Source organism: Nocardia aurantia (assembly GCF_009604425.1).
GTDB lineage: Bacteria > Actinomycetota > Actinomycetes > Mycobacteriales > Mycobacteriaceae > Nocardia > Nocardia aurantia.
Genome location: NZ_WEGI01000016.1, coordinates 80,505 through 105,782 on the forward strand (window position 1 = coordinate 80,505; position 25,278 = coordinate 105,782).

Consider the following 25,278-nt stretch of genomic DNA (forward strand, 5'->3'; position numbering starts at 1 on the left):
GCACGAGACCGATCGGCCGGTAGGTTTTCGGTGAGGATCGGTCAGCGCCCCACTCTAGGGCACTTCGGCGAAGGTTTCGCTGTGAACGATCGGACCGGGGTCTCGATTACTGAGGTATCTGGAGTGTGGGCAGCCGGGGAATGTCCGGCGACGGCCCGTAGGGATCACCGTACGGGTAGGGGTAGGGATACGGGCGGGTCGGGGTGCGGGTGGTGGAACCGCGCGGGGTGCGGGTGGTGGAGCGCGGCGGCGAGGTCGGGGTGGGTGTCGTGGTGGGTGGTGGCGGAGTGTCGGCGGTGGTCGGTTCCGGGGTGGCCTCGGTGGTCTCCGGCGTCTCCTGGGTGTCGGCCGGTTCCACACTGGTCGGGCCGGATTCGGTCGTCGTGGGTGCGGGGGCGGGAGGGGCGGCGACCGTGGTCGGCGTGGGTGCGGTCCGCGCGTTCCCGGCCGAGGGGGAGATGTTCGCCCGCCACGCCACGCCCACCACGACGGCGCCGAGCAACAGGCCCAGGAAGGCGGCCGCCGCGACCAGCATCGCGATCCGGCGGGGCCGCCGCGGCACCCGGGTGGCGGTGGTGGCCGGGCCCGCCGGGGGTGACACGTTCTCGGCGGCGACGGTGGCATCGTCCGGGCCGATCGGTTCGGCGAGCGGCATCGCGGCCGAATAGGCCTGGGCCACCCGCGGCTCGTCCAGCGCCGGCAGCACGTCGGTGACCTGCAGCGAGGTCTCGCTGTGGGTCGGATCGGGTGGCGTGGTGCCCGCCGGGGTGGACAGCACCGCCGACAGCGCCGCCTGCGCGGCCGCCTGGGCGACGGCGTATCCGGAGGCCCCGGGTACCACCACCAGATCGCCCTCGCTGACCAGCACCACCGCCCGCAGGCCGAGATAGTCCAGCGCGTCCCGGACCGATTGCACGTCCTCCTCCGGCCAGTTCGGGGGATAGGCGGCGTAGAACTCGGCGGGGCCGACCAGATGTTCCGCGGCGAGGTTGATCAGGCAGAACAGCGCGGTGGCGAGCAGATCCTCCGGCCGGTACGCGGGACCGGAATCGACCGAGACACCCGCCGGATCGCCGATCGCGGACACGAAGTTCCGGATCGAATGGCTGTGCCCGGGCAGCGGCTGGCCGCCCAGTTCGGTGTCGCCGTCGTCGGCCATGTGCAGCACCGACTCGCGGAGGACGTAATGGGGTTCGGGCGTACCGGCGCCCGGACTGCCGACGCTGGTGACGATCGCGGCGACGCTCACGTCCTCGGCGATCCGCAGGCCGACCCCTGTCGCCATCTCCCTTACCTCGCTTCGATGTACGGTGCGCCATCGTGCACGACCGTCCGCGGTATCACACCGGGCGTGGTGTCACACCAGCAGCGAGCCGTGTCCCATGGCGCGGAGCATAGACAATAACTCCGACCTGGAACCGGCTCCGATGCGACGTCGGATCCGTGCGACATGATGCTCCACCGTCTTCGCCGAGATGTACAGCCGAGCGCCGATTTCCCGATAGGTCAGGCCGAGCAGCACCAACTCCGCGACCTCGCGCTCCCGCTCGCTGAGAATCGTGCCGGGGGCGGGCGCCGGCGCCGGGGCCGGCGGCATCGCGGCATCGGAGCGCATCGGGCGCGGTTGCGGCCTGGCCTCGGCGCGAACCGTACGGGCCAGCTTGAGCAGCGCCGTGGCCATCGCGGGCTCCGCCGCCGCGAGGGCGGCCTCGGAGGCCAGCCGGCCGGCGTCCCAGATCATCCCGATCCCGGCCAGCCGCCGGACCGCGGCGGCCACCGTGTCGTGATCGACCTCACCCCGCAGTGCCAGCACCCAGGTGCGGCCGGCGTCGGCCAGGATCGCGGCATGGGTGTCGCCGGCCTGCGCGGCGGCCTTGAGGCGGTGCGCAGGCGGCAGTAGTTCGTCGGGACGTTCCCGGGCGATCGCGGCCTGGATGGCGTACCAGTGGAAGGCATTCGCCCAGGCCGGGGGATATCCGAGGCGCTGCAGCAGATCCGCGGCCGCGTCCACCAGCGTCGCCACCCTGGCCTCGTCCCGCAGCCGGATCGCCGCGAGCCACAGCTCACCGATCGGCAACAGCGCCAGCAGATCCGCCGTCACGTCGTCGAACAGCGGACGGGCGGCCTCCCAGGCCCGGGTCAGCGCGGCGTGGTCGCCGCCGCGGCGGGCCAGGCCCACCGTCACCCCGTGGGCGAGCAGCCGGTCGCGGGCCTGCAGAGTGGCGAGATCCAGAGCGGTGACGATCTCGCCGGCCCCCTGTTCGTCGCCGCCGAGCATCGCCGTCCAGGCGGCCAGCACCAGCAGGTGCGGATCCTGTTCCGATCCGCCGCGCAGCGCGTCGGCGGCGCGGCGCGGCTCGCCCATGCTGAGGCACAGCAGGGTCGCGATCGAGGCCGCGGTACAGGGCAGGAAGTGGCCCGTGGCGCCGCCCGGCCCGATCTCGGCGCGGGCGGCCTGGATCAGCTCCGCCGCGGCGAGCGCGGCCGCCGAGCGGGATTCACCCGCCGCCGGGTCCGCCGCCGGCTCGCCGGCCGCCAAGAACGCCGGTGCGGCATCCGATTCCGGGTCGGCGGCGGGTTCCGCGGCACCGACGGAACGGCCCAGCGCCGAGACCATCAGGGCGGCACGGGCGGTCGCGGCGGTCGGCGGCCAGCGGTCCGCGGTGGCGGACAACACGGTCGCGGCCTCCACCTCGCCCGCCAGATACTGCACCGCCGCGCCGGCGGCCCAGTCCGCGCCCACGCGCTGCGCTCCGAGCCACGAGTACAACTGGGCGGCGCGTTGCACCAGCCCGCGGCGGGTCCACACGCCCGCGCAGATGCGCACGGCCGCAGCCAGATCCGCGTCGGGAACATCGGTGCGGGCCAGCACCGGCTCGGCCAGCCGCAGCGCGGTGTCGCCGTCGCCGGCCCGCGCGGCGGCCTCGGCCCAGCGCACCGCGACGGCCCGCGGGTCGGCGCCGGCCGCCACCGCCGCGGTGTAGTAGCGCACGGCGTCGTCGGTCTTCTCGGCTGCCGCGCAGAGGAATTCGGCCAGGCGCGGTTCCCGGACACCGGATTCCGCGAGCAGCAGGGCGGTGTGGTCGCGGAGCAGGCCGGCGTCGAGCCGGGCCTCCAGCAAGCGCCGTTGCACGGCCAGGAACCGGCGGTCGCCGACCAGCGTGCGCAGCGGCGCGACCGCCGGGGCGGGCAGCAGATCGGCGTCGGTCACCAGTGCGCCGGCCCGGGCCCGATCGATGAGATCCCAGGCGGTGGCGTGGTCCACGCCGAGGACCTCGGTCAGCTCGCCGGGATCCAGCCCCGCGCCGGTGGCGGCGACGACCAGCACCTCGAGCAGATCGGGTTCCGTCCGATCCAGCAGTGCCCGAGCCCAATTCGTCACCGCCGCGTCGACGGCGGCGATCCCGGCGTCCAGGCGGGCGGCGCACGCGGCGGTGAGGGCGGTCACCACACCGCCGTGGATGCCGCCGGTCTGGCGATGGATGTGCTGGGTCACCGAGCGCGGCACGGTCATCCCCAATTCGCGGGCGAACGGCGCGATGTCGGCGCTGCCGAGCGCCCGCACCTCGAGCACCCGGCCGCGGCGCGCCACGGCCTCGGCGAGCGCGCGCAGCGCGGGGTCGTGCGGACGGGGCCGGGCGGCCACGACGATCGTCCGGTTGCCGGACTCGACGACGGCGCGAAGTCGTTCCAGCGCAGCCGGTTCCAGCGTGTGGGCATCGTCGATGATCAACGCGGCCGGTGCCGCGTCGCGGCCGATGTCCGGTCCGTCGTGCAGCGGCACATCGGCGCGCGACGCGATTCCGCGGGCGTGCAACCGGTCCCGGATCGCCGCCAGCAGGGTGGATTTGCCGGTGCCGCAGCGGCCGCGGATCAGATGGATGAGCGGGCGTGAGGTCGCGGTGTCGAACTCCCGCAGAACTTCTCGTGCACCCGGCAGCGAGGCGAACGCGATGGTCGTGGACACGGGCACCTCATCCACCCACGCGGGACAGGGCCGGCGCGGTGGCCGGCGGCACGTTGGCGGTCGGATCGGCCGCCTCCGCGGTGGGCGGGGCCGGCGCGGCCGTCGGCTGCGTCGCGGTGACGGGACCGTCCACCGGATCGGCGGACTGCCGGGACGTGCCCAGCGCCACGGTGCCGGTAGCCAGCATCGCGACCACGATCAGCGCGGCGCCGAACATCGCGAGCCGCCGGCGGGCCGGTCTGCGAGGCGCGGGCGGCGGTAGGTCCGGGGTTTCGGGTTCGGGCCGCGAATCCGGTTCGGACGCGGGGGTCGCGGCCACCGGCACGACGGGCGCGGGGGGAACGGGCGCCGGCGGTGTCACGGTGACGGTCGGCGCGGCCGGGATCGGTTCGGTGATCGCGGCCGAAACCACCATGTTGGCAACGGATTCCGTGGACGTCGCCAGCAGATCGACCGCCAGCAGCGCGGCGCCGCGGGCCGCGGTCCGGGCGGGATCGCTCGCGGACATCACCGGCAGGCCGAATTCGGTCGAAAGCAGTTCGGCCACCAAGGGAATCGAGGAGCAGCCCCCGGTCAGCAGAAAGCCGCCCAGACCTTTCGGCGCGACCTCGGCGCGACGCAGCGTCGTCCGGACCAGACCCAGCGTGTCGAGCAGCGACTCGCGGTACAGATCCTCCACCTCGTCCCGGACCAATCGGATATCTCGCATCACTCCGGGCAGTCGTACCGGGACGATCGTCGCGGTATTTCCGGAAAGGTCTTCTTTCGCAATTTGACAGCGCCGGCGCAGAACCGCCAATTCCCTTTCGACATCGGGATCCAGTGGGTCCAGTTCGACGTCGCGTAGCACGTTTGCCAGGACGTAACGCATGATCAGCAGGTCGAATTCGGCGCCACCCACGTCGGTGCCGCGCATCGGCACCCCGAGCAGCCCGCCGCGCGGCCCGCCGCGCACCGCCGAGACCGTGACCCCGGATGCGCCGAGGTCGTACACCACGACGACATCGGTGCCCACGCCGTATTCGTGCTCCAGCCAGCGCAGGGCCGCGGTCGGCTCCGGTACCAGCGCGACGTCGCGGCGGCCCGCCCAGTCCAGCGCGGTCCGCTGCGACGCCATGGTCTGCCGCGACCACCACGCGGGGCAGCCCACCACCGTGGTGGCCGGCGCGTAGTCGTCGATCACCCGGCCGATCAGCGCCGCCACCAGGTCGGCGGCGCGCACCGACACCCCGTTCTCGCTGAGGATGTCGGTGGAATCACCGACCCGGGACAATAGATTTTGCGACAATTCGGGCGCCGGAGCCGGCGCGCCGGTTCGAACCTGCGTGGCGCCCCGGTGCGCTCCGGAGGTCGTCACCGCGACGGTGTTGGCCGCCCCGACGGTGATGCCGAGCGCCAGGCCCTGAGTCATTCGAGAACCCCTGTCGTTCGAAACGCGTGCGTGTGCCTCACGTGCCGGTGGACCAGTCGTACGGTCACTGCGACCTACCCGCCTGTCGGTTGCTGAGCGGGTTGCGTTACCGAGTTCCGGAAAATCCGGGGATATTCCCCCAACCCGCGGTTCGCCCCCAAGCCGAACGGTCCGGATTTCGGGGGGTGCGGCCCCGATTCGGTATCCCCCGGCACGTTTCTAACGTGAAAGCAATTCACCGCGGACCGCTCGATCCGCCGAGCCGGAGGAGGAGTTCGATGAGGCCCAACACGATCCTCGAGTTCATCCTCGGGCTGCTGCGCGATCACGAGGCCGCCGCCGGGTACTGCGCGGATCCGGCCGCGGCGCTGTGCGCCGCCGGGCTGGCGGCGGTTACGCCGGAGGACATCGCCGCCGTCGCGCCGATGGTGGCGGAATCCGCGTTGATCACCGATGGTTTCAGGCTCACGACGATCGTGGCCGTGGACGCCGTGGCGGTGCCGGCGGGTACTCGGCACGGTATGCCCACCGGTGGTTTCGCCGTACTGGACTCGGAATTGACCGCGAGCCTGCGGGATTCCCTCATCGGTCGCGTCGGTGCGGGCACCGCGCGCGACAGTGGTGGAGCCGGGTTCGCCGGAACCGGCCGGGCGGTCGGCACTTTCGCCGCAACCGGTGGGCCGGAGAGCATCTTCGGTGTGGAGGTCATCACGGATCTCGGTGTTCGCGCGGAGGACGGCAGTGCGGGAATCGGCCGCGGAAATCGCTCCGCGCCGAACGGTTCGGAATCGAGTGGATTCGGTTGGTCCACCGATGGTTCCGCTTCCACCGGTGCACACACCGACGTTCTCGATGGTAACGGCAGCGGGCAATTGCCAGGCGTTTTCCCCAGCGATCCGGGCGGATTCGAGCCGTCCGCGGACCTATCGTGCCCGCCCGGACACGCGAAGCCGGCGCATCCGGGCGGGCGCACGACCGACAGCGGTACCGGCCGGTCCGGCGATCGGCTCGCCGGGCCCGATGTCGCAGGTGCGCCGAGCCTTTCGGATGAGGGAGGGCTCGGCGGCGATGCCGACGGGACGGCGGCGGTGGCGCGGATCGGTGCCGGTTGGGGTTCCGCGGAAGTGCTGAGCCTGTCGGATGAGGGCGGGCTCGGCGGCGGCGCTCCGAAATTCGCTGGTGCGTCGGCGAATGCGTCGATCGGTGCCGCCGCCGCGAGTGGTTCCGGCGGTGCCGGGTTGCATGGCGGGAGTGCAACTCGGGCCGCCGGATCGCTCACCGTTTCCCGTGCGGCCGTGGCGGGCACCTGGTCGAGTGTGGACGTAGCGCACGCCTTCGGTTCCGGCGTCGGCGGCGACCGCCTCGGCCCGGTGTGAGGCAGGTCACCCACACCGGCGGTCACAGGGCATCGGGGGGATGTGTCCAACCGGATGTCAGCACCTCGACGGAAGGACACCGGCGATGCCCGTCATCGACGTTCTCGATTCGTATCTCAACTACACCGAGGTCGGCGCCGGCCCGGTGCCGATCGTGTTCCTGCACGGCAACCCGACCTCGTCGTATCTGTGGCGCAACGTGATTCCGCACGTCGGCGACCGGACCCGGGTACTGGCGCCGGACCTGATCGGCATGGGTGAATCCGGTAAGCCGGAGATCGGTTACCGCTTCACCGATCACGCCCGCTACCTCGCCGCCTGGTTCGACGCGCTGGAACTCGACCGGGTGGTCCTGGTCGGCCACGACTGGGGTGGGGCGCTCGGAATGAATTGGGCGGCACAGCATTCCGAACGGGTTCGGGGAATAGCCGTCCTGGAGACCTTCCTGCGCCCGCTGCGCTGGAGCGAGATGCCGCCGCGCGGTGCCGAACTGTTCCGCCGGTTCCGGTCACCGGAGGGTGAGCAGGCGATCCTGGTCGAGAACATGTTCATCGAATACAACCTGCCGTTCGGCGCGAAATCCCTCACCCCCGCCGACCTCGACGTATACCGGGCGCCGTATCCGACGCCGGAATCCCGGCGCCCGATGCTGGTCTGGCCGCGCGAGTTCCCGCTGGACGGTGAGCCCGCGGACGTCGTGGCGATCGTGGCGGACTACGGCCGCTGGATGGCCGCGTCGCCCGACGTCCCCAAGCTGGTGATGGCTGTGGAGAACGGCGTCGGGCTCGGCTCCGCGGAAGCGGTCGAATGGGCCGTGTCGACGTTCGCCGCCGCCGAGGCCGTCGGCATCGGCCCGGCCGGGCATCACGCCCCCGAGGATCAGCCCGATGCCATCGGCACGGCGATCGCGGAGTGGGTCGACAAGCACAATCTGCTCGGCTGAGACGCCCGTCACCGGTTCCCGCACCCCTTGTAGCCGGTGCGGGAGCCGGAATCGGGTGCGACAGGCCGAGGACCCTTGCGGGTCGTTCGTGGTCGGCGAACGATGGAGTGATGACGGCAGCAGCGGGAAACACGGCGACCGGCGGTGGCGCGGAAGATGCTGGGGGGCAACCGATGTCGACCCATCGCCAGGTGACCGGCTCCGGATCGGGCCGGAAAAGCGCGGACGGCGAGGGGCGCCGGGCCGCCGACACGGTGGATGCCGAGGCGGCGCTCGTCCGGCGGGCGGCCGACGGCGACCGCGCGGCCGTCACGGAAGTCGTCCGGCTGCTGCAGGATCCGCTGTATCGGCTGGCGCTGCGAATGCTCGCGCGGCCGGCGGACGCCGAGGACGCGACGCAGGAGATCCTGCTGCGGGTGGTCGGCAACCTTGGTACCTGGCGTGGTGAGGCCAGGCTGCTCACGTGGGCCTATCGCATCGGCGTCAACTATCTCCTCAACCAGGCGCGACGTACTCCGCTGGAGCGCTCGCACCTGTCCCTGGACGCGTTCGGCGAGGGGCTGCGAGACGGGCTGGCCGATGCCGACTATCGCGGCCCGGAAGCCGAACTGCTCGTCCGCGAGATGCGGTTGTCCTGCAGTCAGGCCATGTTGCAGTGCCTGGTCCGCGACGAGCGCGTCGCGTTCGTGCTGAGCGAGGTGTTCGAACTCGGCTCGGCGGAGGCCGCGTGGATCGTCGGCAGCACCCCGGCCGCGTATCGCAAGCGGCTGGAGCGGGCGAAGCGGCGCCTCGGCGACTTCCTCCACGCCACCTGCGGACTGGCGAACCCGGCGGCGTTCTGCCGATGTGCGCGGCGCATCGACAAAGCCGTCGCGGTGGGGCGCCTGGACCCGGCTCGTCCGGTGCTCGCGACCCATCCGGTCACTCCGGGCGGTCGCACGGTCGTCGCCGCCGAACAGCAGATGGTCCGGTTGCACGATGCCGCGGCCGTACTGCGCTCGCATCCCGACTATGCCGCACCACAGGCCCGGACGGCCGCCATCGCCGGACTGATCCGCTCGGGCCGTTTCCCACTGCTCGACGGCGGCGACTTGACGCCCGGCCGGGCCGGGAGTGTCCTGGAAAACGGGGGTACCGAGCGGGAGGCAGGTGTCTTGTGAACGATCGACAGACCGTGAACGCACTGCTCGAGCAGGCCGGCCGCACCTATGCCGACGAGGCCGGGATCACGCTGGCCGACCGGCCGGCGCCGCTGTTCCAGCTGCTCGTGCTCGCCCAGTTGATGAGCGCCAGGATCTCCGCGCAGATCGCGGTCGGTGCCGTCCGCGAGCTGATCCACTCCGGTTACCGGACCCCGCAGCGGGTCGCGGGCGCCGACTGGCAGGACCTGGTGGACGCGCTCGGCCGCGGCCACTACGTGCGCTACGACGAGTCGACGGCCACCCGGCTACGCGAGAATGCCGCTCTGCTGCTCGACCGCTACCACGGCGACCTGCGCCGTCTGGCGGCCGAGGCCGATCACGATCCGAACCGGTGCGCGGAGTTGTTGCAGCAGTTCGAGGGCCTGGGTCCGGTCGCGGCGGACATCTTCCTGCGCGAGGTTCAGGACACCTGGACCTGGGTGCGCCCGCGTTTCGACGAGCGGGCCCGGCGCGGCGCGCGACGATTGCATCTGCCGACCGACCCGGCGGCCCTCGACGGTCTCGGCCATGCCGGTCACGACGCGGAGCTGGCCGCGGCCCTGGTCCGGGTGACCATCGACCGGGACCTGGCGCCCGCCGTGCTGGGCACCGGCTGATCGCGGCGCGCACCCATCCGCGACCGGCCGTTCGGCGATACTGGGCGGGGCTTGCCCTCCCGATCGCCGGGTGACCGGTTGCGGAATCCGACTGTTCCGGTCCTGGCTTGGGGACATGACTCGTGGTGACGCTCGCCACCGCATCATCCGGCACCCGGTCGGGTGCTCGTGGGTATGTCCGGAGCGTTCGAAAAAATTCTGCGGGTCGGGAATCAACCCGGCATGCCGCTCGTTGAGCACTTCGACAACGTTGAGTGCAGTCGGCTCAAGAATGTAGTTGACTCGGGTAGCGCCCGGGGGCAGTATTGAGCCGACCACGCTCAGCGTTGCTGGGACCGTGCTCCACGCGGTGTTCGGGGTGAGGTCCCGCGGCCCGGCCGGATGCGTCACGAGCGCACCGCCGGGGCCGCGACAGGCACCTTGCCCTGTACGACACACAGGTACGTCACTTAGGAGGAACCACAATGGCTCGTGCGGTCGGTATCGACCTCGGGACCACCAACTCGGTCATCGCTGTGCTCGAAGGCGGCGAGCCGAAGGTCATCGCCAATTCGGAGGGCGCCCGTACGACGCCCTCGATCGTCGCGTTCGCCAAGAACGGCGAGGTGCTGGTCGGTCAGCCGGCGAAGAACCAGGCCGTGACCAACGTCGACCGCACCATCCGCTCGGTGAAGCGCCATATGGGCGACTCCGCGTGGAGTGTGGACATCGACGGGAAGAAGTACACCCCGCAGGAGATCAGCGCGCGCGTGCTGATGAAGCTGAAGCGGGACGCGGAGGAGTACCTCGGTGAGGAGATCACCGACGCCGTCATCACGGTGCCCGCGTACTTCGAGGACGCGCAGCGGCAGGCCACCAAGGAGGCCGGGCAGATCGCGGGCCTGAACGTGCTCCGCATCGTCAACGAGCCCACCGCCGCGGCCCTGGCCTACGGCCTGGACAAGGGCGAGAAGGAACAGACCATTCTGGTCTTCGACCTCGGCGGCGGCACCTTCGACGTCTCGCTGCTGGAGATCGGCGAGGGCGTCGTGGAGGTCCGCGCGACCGCCGGCGACAATCACCTCGGTGGCGACGACTGGGACAACCGCGTCGTGAGCTGGCTGGTCGACAAGTTCAAGGGCTCGTCGGGCATCGACCTGACCAAGGACAAGATGGCCATGCAGCGGCTGCGTGAGGCCGCCGAGAAGGCCAAGATCGAGCTGAGCTCCTCGCAGGGCACCTCGATCAACCTGCCCTACATCACCGTGGACGCGGACAAGAACCCGCTGTTCCTGGACGAGCAGTTGACCCGCGCCGAGTTCCAGAAGATCACCTCGGATCTGCTGGATCGCACCCGTCAGCCGTTCCAGCAGGTCATCAAGGACGCCGGCATCTCGGTCAAGGACATCGACCATGTCGTGCTGGTCGGCGGTTCCACCCGGATGCCCGCCGTCACCGACCTGGTACGCGAGCTGACCGGCGGCAAGGAGCCCAACAAGGGCGTGAACCCGGACGAGGTCGTCGCCGTCGGCGCCGCCCTGCAGGCCGGCGTGCTCAAGGGTGAGGTCAAGGACGTCCTGCTGCTCGATGTCACCCCGCTGTCGCTGGGCATCGAGACCAAGGGCGGCGTGATGACCAAGCTGATCGAGCGCAACACCACCATCCCGACCAAGCGGTCGGAGACCTTCACCACGGCCGACGACAACCAGCCGTCCGTGCAGATCCAGGTCTACCAGGGTGAGCGCGAGATCGCCTCGCACAACAAGCTGCTCGGCTCCTTCGAGCTGACCGGCATCCCGCCGGCCCCGCGTGGCGTGCCGCAGATCGAGGTCACCTTCGACATCGACGCCAACGGCATCGTGCATGTGACCGCGAAGGACAAGGGCACCGGCAAGGAGAACACGATCAAGATCCAGGACGGCTCCGGCCTGTCCAAGGAGGAGATCGACCGGATGGTGCGCGACGCCGAGGCGCATGCCGCCGAGGACAAGCAGCGGCGCGAGGAGGCGGAGACCCGCAACCAGGCCGAGTCGCTGGTGCACCAGACCCAGAAGTTCATCGACGAGAACACGGACAAGGTCCCCGCGGAGATCAAGACGAAGGTCGAGGCCGCGATCGCCGAGGCGAACGAGGCGCTGAAGGGCGACGACATCTCCGTCATCAAGACGGCGGTGGAGAAGCTGGCGACCGAGTCGCAGGCGCTGGGCCAGGCCATCTACGAGGCGTCCGCCACCGCCGACGCGGGTGCGGGTGCGAGCTCGGCCAACGGCGCCGGGCCCGCCGCGGATGACACCGTCGTCGACGCCGAGGTCGTGGAAGAACCGGAGAAGAAGTGAGCCAGAATCCGGAACAGGAGCCGGTCACCATCGTCGACAACCGCAAGGTCGATCCCGAGACCGGTGAGGTCCGAGAGCCCGCGGCCGACGCCACTGCGGCGCCCACTCCGGAAGCCGGGCCCGACGCCGCGGCGGCAACCGCCGCGGCGACCGGCAACGGTGAGGCGGGAAACGGCGAGGCCGCGGCCTCGGTGAGCACCGGCTCGGCCGGCGCCGAGCTGGCCGAGCGCACCGCCGACCTGCAGCGGCTGACCGCGGAGTACGCCAACTACCGGCGGCGGGTCGACCGCGACCGCAAGGCCGCCGTCGACGCGGCGAAGGCCTCGGTGGTCACGGAGCTGCTCGGGGTGCTCGACGATCTCGATCGGGCTCGCGCCCATGGTGATCTGGAGTCCGGGCCGCTGAAGTCGGTGGCGGACAAGCTGGCCGACGCGCTGCGCAAGCAGGGCCTCGACGAGTTCGGTACGGAGGGCGAGCCTTTCGATCCGACCCTGCACGAGGCCGTGCAGCACGAGGGTGACGGACACGACCCGGTGATCGGCGTCGTGATGCGCAAGGGTTACCGCTTCGGCGATCGCGTGCTGCGGCACGCGCTGGTCGGCGTCACCGACGCCGCCCTGGCCGACGACACCGCGGCGAGCCGCGTCGTGGGCACCACCGCGAGCCGCGTCACGGGCACCGGGCCGGAGGACGGCAGTGCGGCGGATCCGGAGACTCCGGAGACGACGAATGCCGGCGACGGCAGTGCCGACGAGTAACAGTGTGAAAGGAGGAGATGCTCGGTGAATCGGGAGTGGCTCGAGAAGGACTTCTACAAGGAGCTGGGTGTCTCCTCCAGCGCCACCGCGGATGACATCAAGAAGGCCTACCGCAAACTGGCCCGTGATCTGCATCCGGACAAGAATCCGGGTGATGCCAAGGCCGAGGAGCGATTCAAGGCCGTCAGCGAGGCACATGCCGTGCTGTCGGATACGGAGAAGCGCAAGGAGTACGACGAGGCGCGGCGGCTGTTCGCCAGCGGCGCCTTCGGTCGTGGCGGGTTCGCGCCGGGCGGTGGTTACGCGCCCGGCGGCTTCAACGGCGAGTTCAACCTCGGCGACATCTTCGGGGGCGCCGCGGGCGGCGGGGACGGTGGCCTGGGCGATCTGCTCGGCGGTCTGTTCAACCGCGGCGGCGGCCGGGCTTCCACCCGGCCGCGGCGCGGCAGCGACGTGGAGACCGAGACGACCCTCGGCTTCCGCGAGGCGGCGCAGGGCGTCACCGTGCCGCTGCGGATGACCAGTCCGTCGCCGTGTACCACCTGCCACGGCAGCGGTGCCAAGCCCGGCACGAGCCCGCGGGTCTGCCCGCACTGCAACGGAACCGGCGTGATCAGCCGTAACCAGGGTGCGTTCGGATTCAGCGAGCCGTGCGAGGACTGCCGCGGCACCGGGTCGATCATCGACGACCCGTGTGTCGACTGCCACGGCACCGGCATCCAGAACCGGACCCGCACGATCACCGTGCGGGTGCCACCGGGGGTGCGCGACGGACAGCGGATCCGGCTGGCCGGACAGGGCGAGGCGGGCCTACGCGGCGCCCCGGCGGGCGATCTGTTCGTCACCGTGCACGTCAGCAACGACAAGGTCTTCGGCCGCACCGGCGACGACCTGACCCTGGTACTGCCGGTCAGCTACAGCGAACTGGTACTGGGCACCACGGTGTCGGTGCCGACGCTGGACGGCCGGGTCGGCGTCAAGGTGCCCGCGGGCACCGCCGACGGCCGCACCCTGCGCGTGCGCGGCCGCGGCGTGCCCAAGCGCGACGGCACCTCGGGCGACCTGCTCGTCACGGTGAAGGTCGCGGTACCGCAGAAGCTGGACGACGATGCCACCGAGGCATTGCGGAACTACGCGGACGCGGAGAAGGCGGGTGGGTTCGACCCGCGTGCCGGATGGGCAGGTGCGTGATGGATGATCCGAAGAAGATGAGCGCGTCCACCGAGTACTTCATGATCTCGGTGGCCGCCCAGCTGGCCGGTATGCATGCGCAGACCCTGCGCACCTACGACCGGCTGGGTCTGGTGACCCCGCAACGCACCTCCGGTGGGGGACGGCGTTATTCGAGCCGGGACGTGGAGCTGCTGCGCGAGGTGCAGCGGCTGTCCCAGGACGAGGGCGTCAACCTGGCCGGCATCAAGCGGATCATCGAACTCACCAACCAGGTCGAGGAGCTGCAGCAGCGGCTCGGCGAGCTGGCCGCCGAGGTGGAGCGGATGCGCGCGGCCTACCGCCCCGACCTCACCCCGCCCCCGCGCAGCACCGCGCTGGTGGTCTGGCAGCCCCGCAACAAGCGCCGGTAGTACCCGGAAATGTCCGTGTGACAGCGCCTTCGATGTCGGAGGCGCTGTTTTTCGTTGTGCCCCAGCACCTCCGCGGCGGGTGCGGCGGTATTCCACAGCGGCGGTGGCCGGATCGTTGCCGTAATCGCCTCGAATGCCGTGCGACACCGGTTTTCGCGCTCGCTGGATTGATCAGCACCGTTCCGGCAAATATGAGTCGTGCACGGCAAGTTCCCCACTTTGTTCCTATCGGCGATCGAAATGATCCGAATTTGCTGGGCTTTCGGTATGTTTCCAGGGGGCTTGGCACGCTCGCGCCCTGATCCGTCGGAATTTCACGCCTGTTGTTCGGGAAGGCCATTCCGTTGCCGGCAAACCTCACCTAGACTCGCAGAACATCGGCTGCTGACGAGTGGCTCACGGCATTCCACTCCGGGTGCGGTCAGTGTTCGAGTGCGAAATGGGGTTGTGAGACTTATGGATTCGCGGACCGTCGCATTGATCAGAACGACATTCAAGGCGGTTGCTGCGGAGGAGGGGGGACCGGACAAACTCGCCCGGTCGTTCTACGCCATCCTCTTCACCGAATACCCGCACATCCGGGACCTGTTCCCCGCCGCCCTCGGGGCGCAGCGCGATCGGCTGATCAAGGCCATCGGCTACACCGTGGAGCGGTTGGAGGAGCCCGACCGGCTGCTGCCCTTCCTGGCGCAGCTGGGCCGCGATCATCGCAAATACGGCGTGACCGCGGAACACTATGCGGCAGTGAGCAGATCACTGCGGCTCGCGCTCGGCGGCTACGCCGGCACCGAACTGTGGACCGACGAGGTGGAGCGGGCCTGGGAGGAAGGCCTGGACCTGATCGCGAGCACCATGACGACCGCCGCCGAGCAGGAGACCGCCCCGCCGGTGTGGACCGGCACCGTCGTCGAGCACCGTGCGGTACTCCGCAATCTGTCGATCGTGCGGCTGCGGCTGGATCAGCCGATGACCTACGCGGCCGGTCAGTACATGAGCGTGCAGATCCCGTCCCGGCCGCGGATGTGGCGTTATCTCTCCGCCGCGGTACCCCCGAATCCTCAGGGGGAGATCGAATTCCACATCCGGAGCATCACCGGCGGCTGGGTCGGCCCCGCTGTCGTCGGGCATACCGTGGTCGGCGACCGCTGGCTGCTGGGGTCACCGCTGGGCGGGCTCGGCGTACTGCGCAACACCCGCCGCAAGATGCTCATGGTCGGATGCGGCACCGGCATCGCCCCGCTGCGCGCGCAGTTGCTGGCGATGACCCAGCGCCGATCCAATCCGCGGGTGCATTTGTTCGTCGGCGGGCAGCACCCGTGCGATCTCTACGATCTGGCGACACTGAGCGCGCTCTCCGTCGCACACAAGTGGCTGACCGTCACGCCGGTCGTCGAGAGCATCGAAAACCCGTGGTGGTACGCCGATTCCGGCGATCCGGCACCGGAACTGCCCGCATTACAGCGAAGACAGGTCGGGCAGATCGGCAAAGTGGTGGCCGCCGCGGGCGATTGGTCGGACCACGACGTCCAGATCGTGGGCGCCCCGCCGATGGTGCAGACCACCAAATTCCGCCTGATGGCCGCGGGTGTCCCGACGCGCAACATCCGGCACGACCCACTCTTCTGAGCCGAGCTGTACGCGGGTCCACCGGTCAAGCGCCCTCGTACCGAATGGCTCCCGGCGGGGTGCCTCCCGCGACCAGGCTTTCGACGGTCGCCTGGACCATCGCGCGCGATCCGCACACCAGTACCCGGTGGTGCAGCAGCGGGCCCATATCGCCGACCACGTCGGCGAGCGTCCCCTCCAGCATCTCGTTCACGTCGAATCCGATGTCGACGCGGCAACTCTCGTACCATTCGTCGACCCACGCCGGGTCGTAGGCGCTCTCCACCACCGGTATCACCGTCAGCCAGGGCAGTTCCCCGGCGAGCAGATACAACATGTCCGAGGCGTACAGGTCGCGCGGCGACCGGCCACCGACGAACAGGTGCGTGCGCGGCGGCTGCGGCCGTCGCGACAGGTCCAGCAGCAGCGAGCGCAGCGGCGCCAGCCCGGTGCCGCCGGCGATCATCACCACATCGGTGGCCTCCGGCTCGACCGACAGCCAGCCGTCCGGCGCCGCGATCCGCCACTGGTCACCCGGCCGGGTGTCGGCGACCATGGTCCCGCTGCACCAGCCGCCCGGCACCGTCCGCACATGGAATTCCAGTTTGCCGTCCAGCGAGGGCGGCAGCGCCGGCGACAACCGGCGCCGCAGCCCGGGATGCTGCGGCACGATGACCTCGACGGACTGCCCGGCGGTGAACGGCACGTACTCGCCGATGAGCCGGATCACCGCCAGATCGTGCCGCACCCGATGGTGCCCGACCACCGTCGCCGTCCACTCGGAGGCGGCGTGGACCGGGAACTCGCCGGTCTGGTCGGGGCCGATCGTCACTGCTGTGTCCTCATTCTCGGAAATCGCAATCCTCTGAAACCCCACGAATTCACACCGGGTCGGCGCTGATCGCCCAGTCCGGAGTGCCGACCGCCATCAGGGCCCGCCGGGTATCGGCGATCATGCGGGCGGAACCGGAGATCTGGATCTGCCGATCCGCCCAGGCCCCGAAGCTGGCCACCACCGCACCCAGATTACCGATCAGCCGGCGGTGCATCCCGAACGGCGGGTCGACCGGTGGATAGGGATGCCACCACGGGTTGGATTCGTTCTCGCACACCGGGATCACGGTCAGCCACGGATTGCTCAGCGACAGCTGCCACATGTTCTCCACGTCGTACAGATCGCAGGGGTAGCGGCCGCCGATGAAGAAGTGCACCCGCGGATTCATCCCGCGCCGGCCCATCTCGATCAATTGCGCACGCAGCGGCGCGATTCCGGTGCCGGATCCGATCATCAGCACGTCCCGGCCGGAGTCCCGCTCGACGTGCAGACCACCCAGCGGCCCCGCGATCAGCCACTTGTCGCCGACCTCGGTCTCGCTCACGACCGCCGGGCTCACCCAGCCGGTGCGCACCTTCCGGACGTGGAACTCGATCTCCCCGTAGGGATTCGTGGGGATCGCCGGGGACAGGTAGCGCCACATCTTCGGCCGCTGCGGGATCGACACCGGCACGTACTGCCCGGCCTGATACGGGATCGGGGTCTCGGACTGCAACCGCACGATGGCCAGATCGTCGAGCACCCGCCGATGCCCGACCACCGTCGCCTCCCAGTAGGGCTGCGACTTGTCGGAGTTGGCGCCGATCGCCATCGAGGCGGAGATCAGGATGCAGACGTCGCGCCAGCCCTCCTCCAGCCCGCGATGCCAGTATTCCGGGCCGTGGTAGGTGCGGAACGCGGCCAGCATGGCGCGGCCGGCGGCATCGTAGTGCGCTGCTTCCACGCCGTACTTCCGGTGGTCGCGCGCCAATTGCTCGAGGAATCGCTGGGCACGGTCCCAGTCCTCGAGATGGTCGATCACGAACTGGATCGCGGTGGTGAGCCGCTTGGCCTGCATGTCCATCGTCGGCGCGAAGAGATCGCGCAGACCAGGGTTCTCTGCGAACAGGTGACCGTAGAACGCGCTGATCAACCGCTCGGGCCCGTGCGGTGCCTCGACTATCGACCGGAAGTTGGCGCGGACCAGCGCTGCCGAACGCGCATCCACGACGTCGAGCTTCCTTTCCTGCTGTCTCGGGGGGACCGCCATGGGTCACGGCGTCCTTCGCGGTCAAGTATCCCCGAAGCTGTGTCTGAATGCCTCCGCTCCCGGAACGGGCCTCAGATGACGAGTACGGTCTTGCCGCGCGCACCGGTCGCGGACAGTGCCTGCGCGGCGTCGGTGAGGGGGCGGGTCGCATCGATCGGCACCACCAGATCTCCTTCGGCGACCCGCTGGAGTAGTCGGCGTAGTTCCGGCGCCGCGCCGGTCGAGGTGAGGTTACCGCCCTTGAGACCGTGGTCGTGCAGGGTCGCCTCGTCGGCGGCGAAGGTGGTGCTGTACGCCGTGCCACCCGGTCGCACCAGCGGGATCAGCTCGGCGAAGGTCTCGGCCGGCGCGATCAGATCGAACAACACGTCGACCCCGCCGGGATGGCCGGCGCGCACCTGGTCGGCCACCGGGCCGCGGGTGTAATCGATCACCTCGTCGGCGCCGAGCCGGATCATCCGGTCGGCGTCGTCGGGCCGCGCGGTCACGATGACCTGCACCTCGGCGGCAGCGGCCAGCTGGACCAGGAAGGAGCCGACCCCGCCGGAGGCCCCGTTGATCAGCACCACCTGACTGGGTACCAAAGCGGCGGCGTCGAGCAGGTCCTGGGCGGCGAGCCCGGCGGTGGGCAGCGCGGCCGCCTGGATGCTGCCGACGATGTCCGGCAGCTTGGCGACGGTGCTGTCGGCCGGGATGGCGGTGTACTCCGCGAAGGTGCCGTGGCCCAGCGGCGCGGCGACGGCCTTGCCCACCACCCGATCGCCGACCGCGAAATCGGTGACCCCCTCGCCGACGGCGGTGACGATGCCCGCGCCGTCGGTGCCCGGGATCATCGGGAAGTCGAAGGGCATCCGGTCGCGCAGCATGCCGTCGACGACCTTGCGGTCGTAGGGGTTCACGCCGGCGGCTTCGAGGTGGATCTGGATCCGGCCCGGCCCGGCCGCCGGGACCGGCATCTCCGCGGGTTCGGGGCTGCCACCGAATTCCTGTACCACCATCGCGCGCATCTGCCGTGCTCCATTCGTCCGGGCGGTGCTAGGGCCAACGGGGTGACGCACATCCACAGGGAGTTCACACGAGCGGTTTCGGGTCATCGTAGGCGCGCCACCACGCGCAACTACGCAATCGCGGCGTTCGGGGCGGTTCGTGGCGCGTAGCGTGGTCCCCGGAACCTTGCGGTGAGCGCCGGAAATCGACCAAACTTGAGCGGAACAGACTCAACTAGTCGCGCGTTGAACTGTCCAGAACCCGAAGCCTCATCATTCACAGGAAGGTGCCCGTGGACTCGTTCAATCCCACCACCAAGACCCAGGCGGCGTTGACCGCCGCATTGCAGGCCGCGTCGGCGGCCGGCAATCCGGAGATCCGGCCGGCGCACTTGCTGGTGGCGTTGCTGGATCAGACCGACGGCATCGCCGCTCCCCTGTTGAAGGCCGTCGCGGTGGATCCGGCAACGGTGCGCCGCGAGGCCCAGGACATCGTGGAACGGCTGCCCCGCGCCAGCGGCGCCACCACCGCCCCGCAGCTCGGCCGCGAATCGCTGGCCGCGGTGACGGCCGCGCAGCGGCTGGCCACCGAACTCGGCGACGACTACGTCTCCACCGAACATCTGATGGTCGGCCTGGCCGCCGGCGATTCCGACGTCTCACAGCTGCTGCTGAAGTACGGCGCCACCGCCGACGCGCTGCGCGACGCGTTCACCACGGTGCGCGGCAACGCCCGCGTCACCTCGCCGGATCCGGAAGGCAGCTATCAGGCGCTGGAGAAGTACTCCACCGACCTCACCGAGGCCGCCCGCGAGGGCAAACTCGATCCGGTGATCGGCCGCGACACCGAGATCCGGCGCGTGGTCCAGGTGCTGTCCCGCCGCACCAAGAACAATCCGGTGCTGATCGGCGAGCCCGGTGTCGGCAAGACCGCCATCGTGGAGGGCCTGGCCCAGCGCATCATCGCCGGCGACGTGCCGGAATCGTTGCGCGGTAAGCGCCTGGTCTCCCTGGATCTCGGCGCGATGGTCGCCGGCGCGAAGTATCGCGGCGAATTTGAGGAGCGGCTCAAGGCGGTGCTGGAGGAGATCAAGTCCAGCGCCGGGCAGATCGTCACCTTCATCGACGAGTTGCACACCATCGTCGGCGCCGGCGCCACCGGCGAGTCCGCGATGGACGCGGGCAACATGATCAAGCCGATGCTCGCCCGCGGCGAGCTACGCCTGGTCGGCGCGACCACGCTGGACGAGTACCGGCAGCACATCGAGAAGGATCCGGCGCTGGAGCGGCGGTTCCAGCAGGTGCTGGTCGGCGAGCCGTCGGTGGAGGACACCATCGGCATCCTGCGCGGCCTCAAGGAGCGCTACGAGGTGCACCACGGCGTCCGGATCACCGACTCCGCGCTGGTGGCGGCGGCCACGCTGTCCGATCGCTACATCACCTCGCGGTTCCTGCCGGACAAGGCCATCGACCTCGTCGACGAGTCCGCCTCCCGGCTGCGCATGGAGATCGACTCCCGCCCGGTCGAGATCGACCAGGTCGAACGCGCGGTGCGGCGCCTGGAGATCGAGGAGATGGCGCTCGAGAAGGAGACCGACGCGGCCTCCAAACAGCGGCTCGAGAAGTTGCGCCAGGAACTGGCCGACGACCGCGAGAAGCTGAACCAGCTGATGGCCCGCTGGCAGAACGAGAAGCAGGCCATCGACGCGGTGCGCGGCATCAAGGAACAGCTGGAGACGCTCAAGGGCGAATCCGAGCGCGCCGAACGCGACGGCGATCTGGGCAAGGCCGCCGAACTGCGCTACGGCCGCATCCCGCAGCTGGAGAAGCAGCTCGCCGAGGCCGAGCAGAAGGCCGGTACCGCCGGCGGCTCCGCCGACGCCGAGGTGATGTTGCAGGAGGAGGTCGGCCCGAACGACATCGCCGAGGTGGTGTCGGCGTGGACCGGCATCCCGGTCGGCCGGATGCTCGAGGGCGAGACCCGCAAGTTGCTGCGGATGGAGGAGGAGCTCGGCAAGCGTGTCGTCGGCCAGACCGAGGCCGTCACCGCCGTCTCCGATGCCGTCCGCCGGGCCCGCGCGGGCGTCGCCGATCCGAACCGGCCCACCGGCTCGTTCATGTTCGTCGGCCCCACCGGCGTGGGTAAGACGGAACTCGCGAAGGCGTTGGCGGACTTCCTGTTCGACGACGAGCGGGCGATGATCCGGATCGATATGAGCGAGTACTCCGAGAAGCACTCGGTGGCCCGCCTGGTGGGCGCCCCGCCCGGATACGTCGGCTACGACCAGGGCGGTCAGCTGACCGAGGCGGTGCGGCGGCGGCCGTACACGGTGGTGCTGTTCGACGAGATCGAGAAGGCGCACCCGGACGTGTTCGACATCCTGTTGCAGGTGCTCGACGAGGGCCGGTTGACCGACGGTCAGGGCCGCACGGTCGACTTCCGCAACACGATCCTCATCCTGACGTCCAACCTGGGCGCCGGTGGTGACAAGGATTACGTCATGAACGCGGTCCGCTCGGCCTTCAAGCCGGAGTTCCTCAACCGCCTCGACGACGTGGTCATGTTCCACCTGCTGAACGAGGAGCAGTTGGAGACCATCGTCGACATCCAGCTGGCGCAGTTGCAGAAGCGGCTGTCCCAGCGCCGGCTGAAGCTGGACGTCACCGATGCGGCGAGGTTCTGGCTGGCGATCCGCGGCTACGACCCGGTCTACGGTGCCCGGCCGCTGCGCCGCCTGATCCAGCAGGCGATCGGCGATTCGCTGGCCAAGGAACTGCTGGCCGGCGAGGTCACCGACGGCGATGTGGTGAAGGTCGACGTCGTCCCCGGCGGCGACGGTCTGCTGGTCGGACGGGCCTGATCCGGCCGCGAACGGGCCACGGTTGCGCGGAACACCGGCCGGCGCCTCGCGAGGTGCGCCTACGCTGGGTGGCATGACCAGTCCGCGTGATCCGTGGCAGCGGCCGGATCTCTCCGGCGCCCCGACCGAACGGGTCGGGGCGCCGGAGCCGTCCCGGCCGCGTGAGCTGCACACGTCGGAGTTCGCGGCGGCCTACGGCCAAGGTTCGGATCCGACAACGCCCCATCAGTACTTCGACCGGACCCCCGGGCCCAACGCGACCCGGGAGCTGCCCCCCTACGACAACCAATGGGGGACAACCGAATACACCACTCCGCCGCAATACGGCCAGGATCCCTACGCCCACGCGCAACCCTGGCAGCCCGGCACCCCCTATCCGCCCGACGCCTACGGCCCCACCGGCCTGCCGCGCCACCCGCGCAAGCGCCGCACCGGCCTCTGGCTCGGCATCGGCCTGGTGGTGTTCCTCCTGGTCGTCCTGGGTGGCGTCGCCGCGGGCCTACTCCTGGCCGGCCGGGACGATTCCACCCCCAGCGCCTCCGGCGGGACCACCCACCAGGTCCCCACCGCCGAACCGCTCCCCGGCACCCCCGGCGAAAAGATTCCCGGCCTGCCCCCGCTGCCCGGACTCGGCGGCGACCTGGACAGCCTCGGCGCCACCATGGGCACCATCGACACCAACGACGGCGCCACCCTCACCCTGCAATCCCTCGGCGGCGCCATGGTCACCGTGCACACCGACGACAAGACCCAGGTGATCGCCCTCGGCGGCGGCAAACTCACCGACCTGCACGCCGGCGACATGGTCGTGGTCCAGGGCGACAAATCCCCCGACGGCACCATCCAGGCCAAGCTGATAATCGGCGCAGCCCTCGCCCGCTAGCCCGCCCCCGGCCCGGTACCCCCCCGCCCTCCAAAAACACCTAACACGCCGTCGTGTAGCGGTCGGCATCAACACCTTTCCCCCCGGGGAACTAGACTCTGGGTTGATGACGGCAGCAATCTGGTTCGGGCTCGCGGCGATCGCACTCGTGGGTGCGATCGTGCTGCTGTATTTCGACCGGGTCCAGCGGCAGCGGACCGGTCATGTGCGGCAGGTCTGGGCGAAATCCCAAGGCTATACGTATGTGTCGGTCGAGCCCTCGCTGGCGGCGAACTGGCACCGCGGGCCGATGACGAAACTCGGCTACCTCTCCGCGGTCGACGTGGTCTCCGGCAACCGCAAGGGCGAGAAGTTCGTCCTGTTCGATCTGGAGGATTCCGCGACGATGGTCGCGGTGCGCCGGCAGATCGGCTCGGATATCGACATCGATCTGCGCTCCAAGACCGCGGCTCCGCCGAAGGACCACGACCTGGAGTTGCTCGGCGCGATCGGCGACCGGGTGGTGTTCGCCACCAATCCGGATGTCGCCCGGCACGCGGTCGATCAGCGCATGGTCGCGTTCATCGAGAGCCTGCCGGACTCGGTGCAGCAGTTGTGGAGCGAGGGCAACTGGACGCTGGGCATGTTGCCGGTCGGCAGCGGCCCGCGCGACTGGGAGACGGCCATCGACGCGGTGCTGCGCCTGTCCGGTCTGTTGCACGTGCTGCCGCCGGTGGTGGACCGCGGCCACTCGCCCGACGACGAGGACTACGAGTCGGATTCGGACGATCGCGACGATTTCGAGCGCGACGAATTCGAGTCGGACGACGAGTACGACCGCGACGATTACGCGCCGGATCGCCGTGAGCGCGGCCGCCGCGAGTCCGGTCGCTACGACACAGACGCCGAGTTCGATCGCGACGAGTTCGATCGCGCCGACTTCGACGACCGGGACGACGCAGAGCGCGCCGCCCGTTTCGACCGCGACGGCGACTACGCCCCGTTGCTCGAGGACATCGCGGGCGAATCAGAGGCGCGCCCGTCGCGCCGACCGGCCCTGGCCATCGTCCCGGACCCGCGTGATCGGGTCCGCCGCGCCTGGTCCGACGAGGATCGGCCCGAGGAGGCCGAGCCGGCCCGGTCCGTCGACGAGGACGATCCGGCCGACCGTCCGGGTGGTCCGTTCCATCCCGGGTTCCGGCCCTATCAAGGCCCCGCACCCCGCTGACGGGTAGGGGATGACGACCCGCACGACCGGCGGGCGCGGAGGCGGCAGCGCGGCACGACCATGCGACGTCCCGGTCGTGCGCGAAAGGATCAGAGCATGACCGATTCCTCCGATTCGCCGGGCGCCCACGAGGTCGTCCGCCTGCCCGGCGCCACCCGGCCCGTAGCCCTGGTCACCGGACCCACGTCCGGTATCGGCCGGGGCTACGCCGTGCGATTGGCCGCCCTCGGCTACGACCTGGTGCTGGTCGCCCGCGACGAGTCCCGGCTGCACGCCCTCGCCGACGAGGTGCGTACCCGATTCGGCACCGGTTCCGAGGTGCTGCCCGCCGATCTGGCCGTCGCCGCCGACCGCGACCGGATCGCCGCGCGGGCCGCCGCCGACATCCAATTCCTGGTCAACAACGCCGGTTTCGGGCTCGAGGGCGAGTTCTGGACCGTCGATCCGGCGCGGCTGCAGGCGCAGCTGGACGTGAACGTCACGGCGGTGCTCCAGCTGACCCGTGCCGCGCTGCCGGCGATGGTCACCGCGGCCCGGGGGACGGTGGTCAATGTGGCCAGCGTGGCCGGTCTGGTGCCCGGACGCGGATCGACGTATTCGGCCTCGAAGGCGTACGTCATATCCTTTACCGAGGGACTGGCCGGGGGACTGGTCGGAACCGGTGTTCGGGTGCAGGCTCTGTGCCCCGGTTTCGTACGCACCGAATTCCACGAGCGGGCCGGCATCGCGATGCAATCGCTGCCGAAAGCGCTGTGGCTGGACGTCGACCGGGTCGTGGCCGGCTCCCTGCACGATCTGGACAAGGACCGGGTGATCAGCGTGCCCGGGGCGCAGTACAAGGTGCTCACCACGGTCGCCGGTATGATTCCCCGCCCGGTGGTGAGCCGCCTGAATCGAGGCTTGTTCAACGCACGCGGAAGGACGTAACCGGTAAAGATGATCGAATCGACCGCCGATCGGGACAGATTGGCCGAGCTCGTGCGCGAGCTCGCCGTGGTGCACGGCCGGGTGACGTTGTCGTCCGGTAAGGAAGCCGACTACTACGTCGACCTACGCCGGGCCACCCTGCATCATCAGGCCGGGCCGTTGATCGGGAAACTGCTACGCGAGCTGGTCTCCGACTGGGAGTTCGACGCCGTCGGCGGCCTGACGATGGGAGCGGATCCGGTGGCGCTGGCGATGCTGCACACGCCGGGCCGCCCGCTGGACGCGTTCGTGGTGCGCAAGGCAGCCAAGACCCACGGGATGCAGCGGCAGATCGAGGGCCCGGACATCGTGGGCAAACGGGTGCTGGTGGTGGAGGACACGACCACGACCGGTAACTCGCCGCTGACCGCCGTGCGCGCGTTGCGGCAGACCGGCGCTACGGTGGTGGGCGTCGCCACGGTGGTGGATCGCGAGACCGGCGCCGACCGGGTGATCGCCGCCGAGGGGCTCGAGTACCGGTCCATCCTCGGCCTGAAGGATCTGGCATTGGGATGACCGTCCGGTGGGATAGCCT

General features: G+C 70.1%; 20 protein-coding genes. 14 read left to right on the forward strand and 6 right to left on the reverse strand.

Annotated elements, in window-relative coordinates:
* Window positions 1-106: 106 nt before the first annotated feature.
* The 3 genes from NRB56_RS32905 to NRB56_RS32915 all read right to left on the reverse strand — a co-directional run bounded on the left by NRB56_RS32905 (window position 107) and on the right by NRB56_RS32915 (window position 5,378).
* Window positions 107-1,285 carry a hypothetical protein gene (locus NRB56_RS32905; RefSeq protein WP_153348268.1) on the reverse strand — a complete coding sequence of 393 codons (1,179 nt, stop codon included), beginning with the start codon at window positions 1,283-1,285 and terminating at the stop codon, window positions 107-109.
* 72 nt (window positions 1,286-1,357) lie between these two features.
* Window positions 1,358-3,967 carry a LuxR C-terminal-related transcriptional regulator gene (locus NRB56_RS32910; protein WP_319943879.1) on the reverse strand — a complete coding sequence of 870 codons (2,610 nt, stop codon included), beginning with the start codon at window positions 3,965-3,967 and terminating at the stop codon, window positions 1,358-1,360.
* A gap of 7 nt (window positions 3,968-3,974) precedes the next feature.
* Window positions 3,975-5,378 carry an Hsp70 family protein gene (locus tag NRB56_RS32915; RefSeq protein ID WP_153348269.1) on the reverse strand — a complete coding sequence of 468 codons (1,404 nt, stop codon included), beginning with the start codon at window positions 5,376-5,378 and terminating at the stop codon, window positions 3,975-3,977.
* A gap of 185 nt (window positions 5,379-5,563) precedes the next feature.
* On the opposite strand from NRB56_RS32915, the gene NRB56_RS32920 reads away from it, so the two are divergent.
* From NRB56_RS32920 to NRB56_RS32960, 9 genes are all read left to right on the forward strand, one after another.
* Window positions 5,564-6,754 (forward strand): IniB N-terminal domain-containing protein, encoded by a 1,191-nt coding sequence (locus NRB56_RS32920; protein WP_153348270.1) that lies wholly within the window; start codon window positions 5,564-5,566, stop codon window positions 6,752-6,754.
* 85 nt (window positions 6,755-6,839) lie between these two features.
* Window positions 6,840-7,697, forward strand: a complete 858-nt coding sequence (locus tag NRB56_RS32925; RefSeq protein WP_153348271.1) for a haloalkane dehalogenase — start codon at window positions 6,840-6,842, stop codon at window positions 7,695-7,697.
* A gap of 173 nt (window positions 7,698-7,870) precedes the next feature.
* On the forward strand, window positions 7,871-8,857 hold the full coding sequence (locus NRB56_RS32930) for an RNA polymerase sigma factor (RefSeq protein WP_153348272.1): 987 nt from the start codon (window positions 7,871-7,873) through the stop codon (window positions 8,855-8,857).
* Window positions 8,854-9,495, forward strand: coding sequence for an HhH-GDP family DNA glycosylase (locus tag NRB56_RS32935; protein ID WP_319943880.1), 642 nt, complete (start codon window positions 8,854-8,856; stop codon window positions 9,493-9,495). The genes NRB56_RS32930 and NRB56_RS32935 overlap by 4 nt, the downstream gene beginning before the upstream one ends.
* 464 nt (window positions 9,496-9,959) lie before the next feature.
* On the forward strand, window positions 9,960-11,810 hold the full coding sequence (gene dnaK / locus NRB56_RS32940) for a molecular chaperone DnaK (RefSeq protein ID WP_153348273.1): 1,851 nt from the start codon (window positions 9,960-9,962) through the stop codon (window positions 11,808-11,810).
* Complete coding sequence (gene grpE, locus NRB56_RS32945; protein WP_319943881.1) at window positions 11,807-12,568, forward strand: nucleotide exchange factor GrpE; 762 nt, start codon at window positions 11,807-11,809, stop codon at window positions 12,566-12,568. Before dnaK ends, grpE begins: the two co-directional genes overlap by 4 nt.
* A gap of 24 nt (window positions 12,569-12,592) precedes the next feature.
* The gene (gene dnaJ, locus NRB56_RS32950; protein ID WP_319943882.1) at window positions 12,593-13,759 is read left to right on the forward strand and encodes a molecular chaperone DnaJ; all 1,167 of its coding nucleotides are present in this window, start codon (window positions 12,593-12,595) and stop codon (window positions 13,757-13,759) included.
* The gene (locus NRB56_RS32955) at window positions 13,759-14,151 is read left to right on the forward strand and encodes a heat shock protein transcriptional repressor HspR (RefSeq protein ID WP_153348274.1); all 393 of its coding nucleotides are present in this window, start codon (window positions 13,759-13,761) and stop codon (window positions 14,149-14,151) included. Before dnaJ ends, NRB56_RS32955 begins: the two co-directional genes overlap by 1 nt.
* A 456-nt stretch (window positions 14,152-14,607) precedes the next feature.
* A complete protein-coding gene (locus tag NRB56_RS32960; RefSeq protein ID WP_153348275.1) occupies window positions 14,608-15,777 on the forward strand; it encodes a globin domain-containing protein in 1,170 nt (389 codons plus the stop codon).
* Window positions 15,778-15,802: 25 nt separating this feature from the next.
* Here NRB56_RS32960 and NRB56_RS32965 read toward each other — a convergent pair whose 3' ends face one another.
* From NRB56_RS32965 to NRB56_RS32975, 3 genes are all read right to left on the reverse strand, one after another.
* Window positions 15,803-16,588 (reverse strand): FAD-binding oxidoreductase, encoded by a 786-nt coding sequence (locus tag NRB56_RS32965; RefSeq protein ID WP_319943883.1) that lies wholly within the window; start codon window positions 16,586-16,588, stop codon window positions 15,803-15,805.
* 49 nt (window positions 16,589-16,637) lie between these two features.
* Window positions 16,638-17,798 carry an FAD-binding oxidoreductase gene (locus NRB56_RS32970; protein WP_319943907.1) on the reverse strand — a complete coding sequence of 387 codons (1,161 nt, stop codon included), beginning with the start codon at window positions 17,796-17,798 and terminating at the stop codon, window positions 16,638-16,640.
* Between the two features lie 113 nt (window positions 17,799-17,911).
* Window positions 17,912-18,847: an NADP-dependent oxidoreductase gene (locus NRB56_RS32975; protein WP_153348277.1), complete on the reverse strand. Its 936-nt coding sequence runs from the start codon at window positions 18,845-18,847 to the stop codon at window positions 17,912-17,914.
* 272 nt (window positions 18,848-19,119) lie between these two features.
* Here NRB56_RS32975 and clpB point away from each other — a divergent pair, with 272 nt between their 5' ends.
* From clpB to pyrE, 5 genes are all read left to right on the forward strand, one after another.
* Window positions 19,120-21,687 (forward strand): ATP-dependent chaperone ClpB, encoded by a 2,568-nt coding sequence (gene clpB, locus NRB56_RS32980; protein ID WP_319943884.1) that lies wholly within the window; start codon window positions 19,120-19,122, stop codon window positions 21,685-21,687.
* 73 nt (window positions 21,688-21,760) lie between these two features.
* Complete coding sequence (locus tag NRB56_RS32985) at window positions 21,761-22,570, forward strand: DUF5666 domain-containing protein (protein ID WP_153348279.1); 810 nt, start codon at window positions 21,761-21,763, stop codon at window positions 22,568-22,570.
* A gap of 106 nt (window positions 22,571-22,676) precedes the next feature.
* Window positions 22,677-23,777 carry a type III secretion system chaperone family protein gene (locus NRB56_RS32990; RefSeq protein ID WP_153348280.1) on the forward strand — a complete coding sequence of 367 codons (1,101 nt, stop codon included), beginning with the start codon at window positions 22,677-22,679 and terminating at the stop codon, window positions 23,775-23,777.
* 96 nt (window positions 23,778-23,873) lie between these two features.
* Window positions 23,874-24,704, forward strand: a complete 831-nt coding sequence (locus tag NRB56_RS32995) for an SDR family NAD(P)-dependent oxidoreductase (RefSeq protein ID WP_153348281.1) — start codon at window positions 23,874-23,876, stop codon at window positions 24,702-24,704.
* 9 nt (window positions 24,705-24,713) lie between these two features.
* Window positions 24,714-25,259, forward strand: coding sequence for an orotate phosphoribosyltransferase (pyrE, locus tag NRB56_RS33000; protein ID WP_153348282.1), 546 nt, complete (start codon window positions 24,714-24,716; stop codon window positions 25,257-25,259).
* The last annotated feature ends 19 nt before the right edge of the window (window positions 25,260-25,278 follow it).

Coding starts and splice junctions, on each gene's coding strand:
- NRB56_RS32905 (WP_153348268.1), bottom strand. CDS start 1,285: ATGGCGACAGGGGTCGGCCTGCGGATCGCCGAGGACGTGAGCGTCGCC.
- NRB56_RS32915 (WP_153348269.1), bottom strand. CDS start 5,378: ATGACTCAGGGCCTGGCGCTCGGCATCACCGTCGGGGCGGCCAACACC.
- NRB56_RS32925 (WP_153348271.1), top strand. CDS start 6,840: ATGCCCGTCATCGACGTTCTCGATTCGTATCTCAACTACACCGAGGTC.
- NRB56_RS32930 (WP_153348272.1), top strand. CDS start 7,871: ATGTCGACCCATCGCCAGGTGACCGGCTCCGGATCGGGCCGGAAAAGC.
- dnaK (WP_153348273.1), top strand. CDS start 9,960: ATGGCTCGTGCGGTCGGTATCGACCTCGGGACCACCAACTCGGTCATC.
- NRB56_RS32955 (WP_153348274.1), top strand. CDS start 13,759: ATGGATGATCCGAAGAAGATGAGCGCGTCCACCGAGTACTTCATGATC.
- NRB56_RS32960 (WP_153348275.1), top strand. CDS start 14,608: ATGGATTCGCGGACCGTCGCATTGATCAGAACGACATTCAAGGCGGTT.
- NRB56_RS32975 (WP_153348277.1), bottom strand. CDS start 18,847: ATGCGCGCGATGGTGGTACAGGAATTCGGTGGCAGCCCCGAACCCGCG.
- NRB56_RS32985 (WP_153348279.1), top strand. CDS start 21,761: ATGACCAGTCCGCGTGATCCGTGGCAGCGGCCGGATCTCTCCGGCGCC.
- NRB56_RS32990 (WP_153348280.1), top strand. CDS start 22,677: ATGACGGCAGCAATCTGGTTCGGGCTCGCGGCGATCGCACTCGTGGGT.
- NRB56_RS32995 (WP_153348281.1), top strand. CDS start 23,874: ATGACCGATTCCTCCGATTCGCCGGGCGCCCACGAGGTCGTCCGCCTG.
- pyrE (WP_153348282.1), top strand. CDS start 24,714: ATGATCGAATCGACCGCCGATCGGGACAGATTGGCCGAGCTCGTGCGC.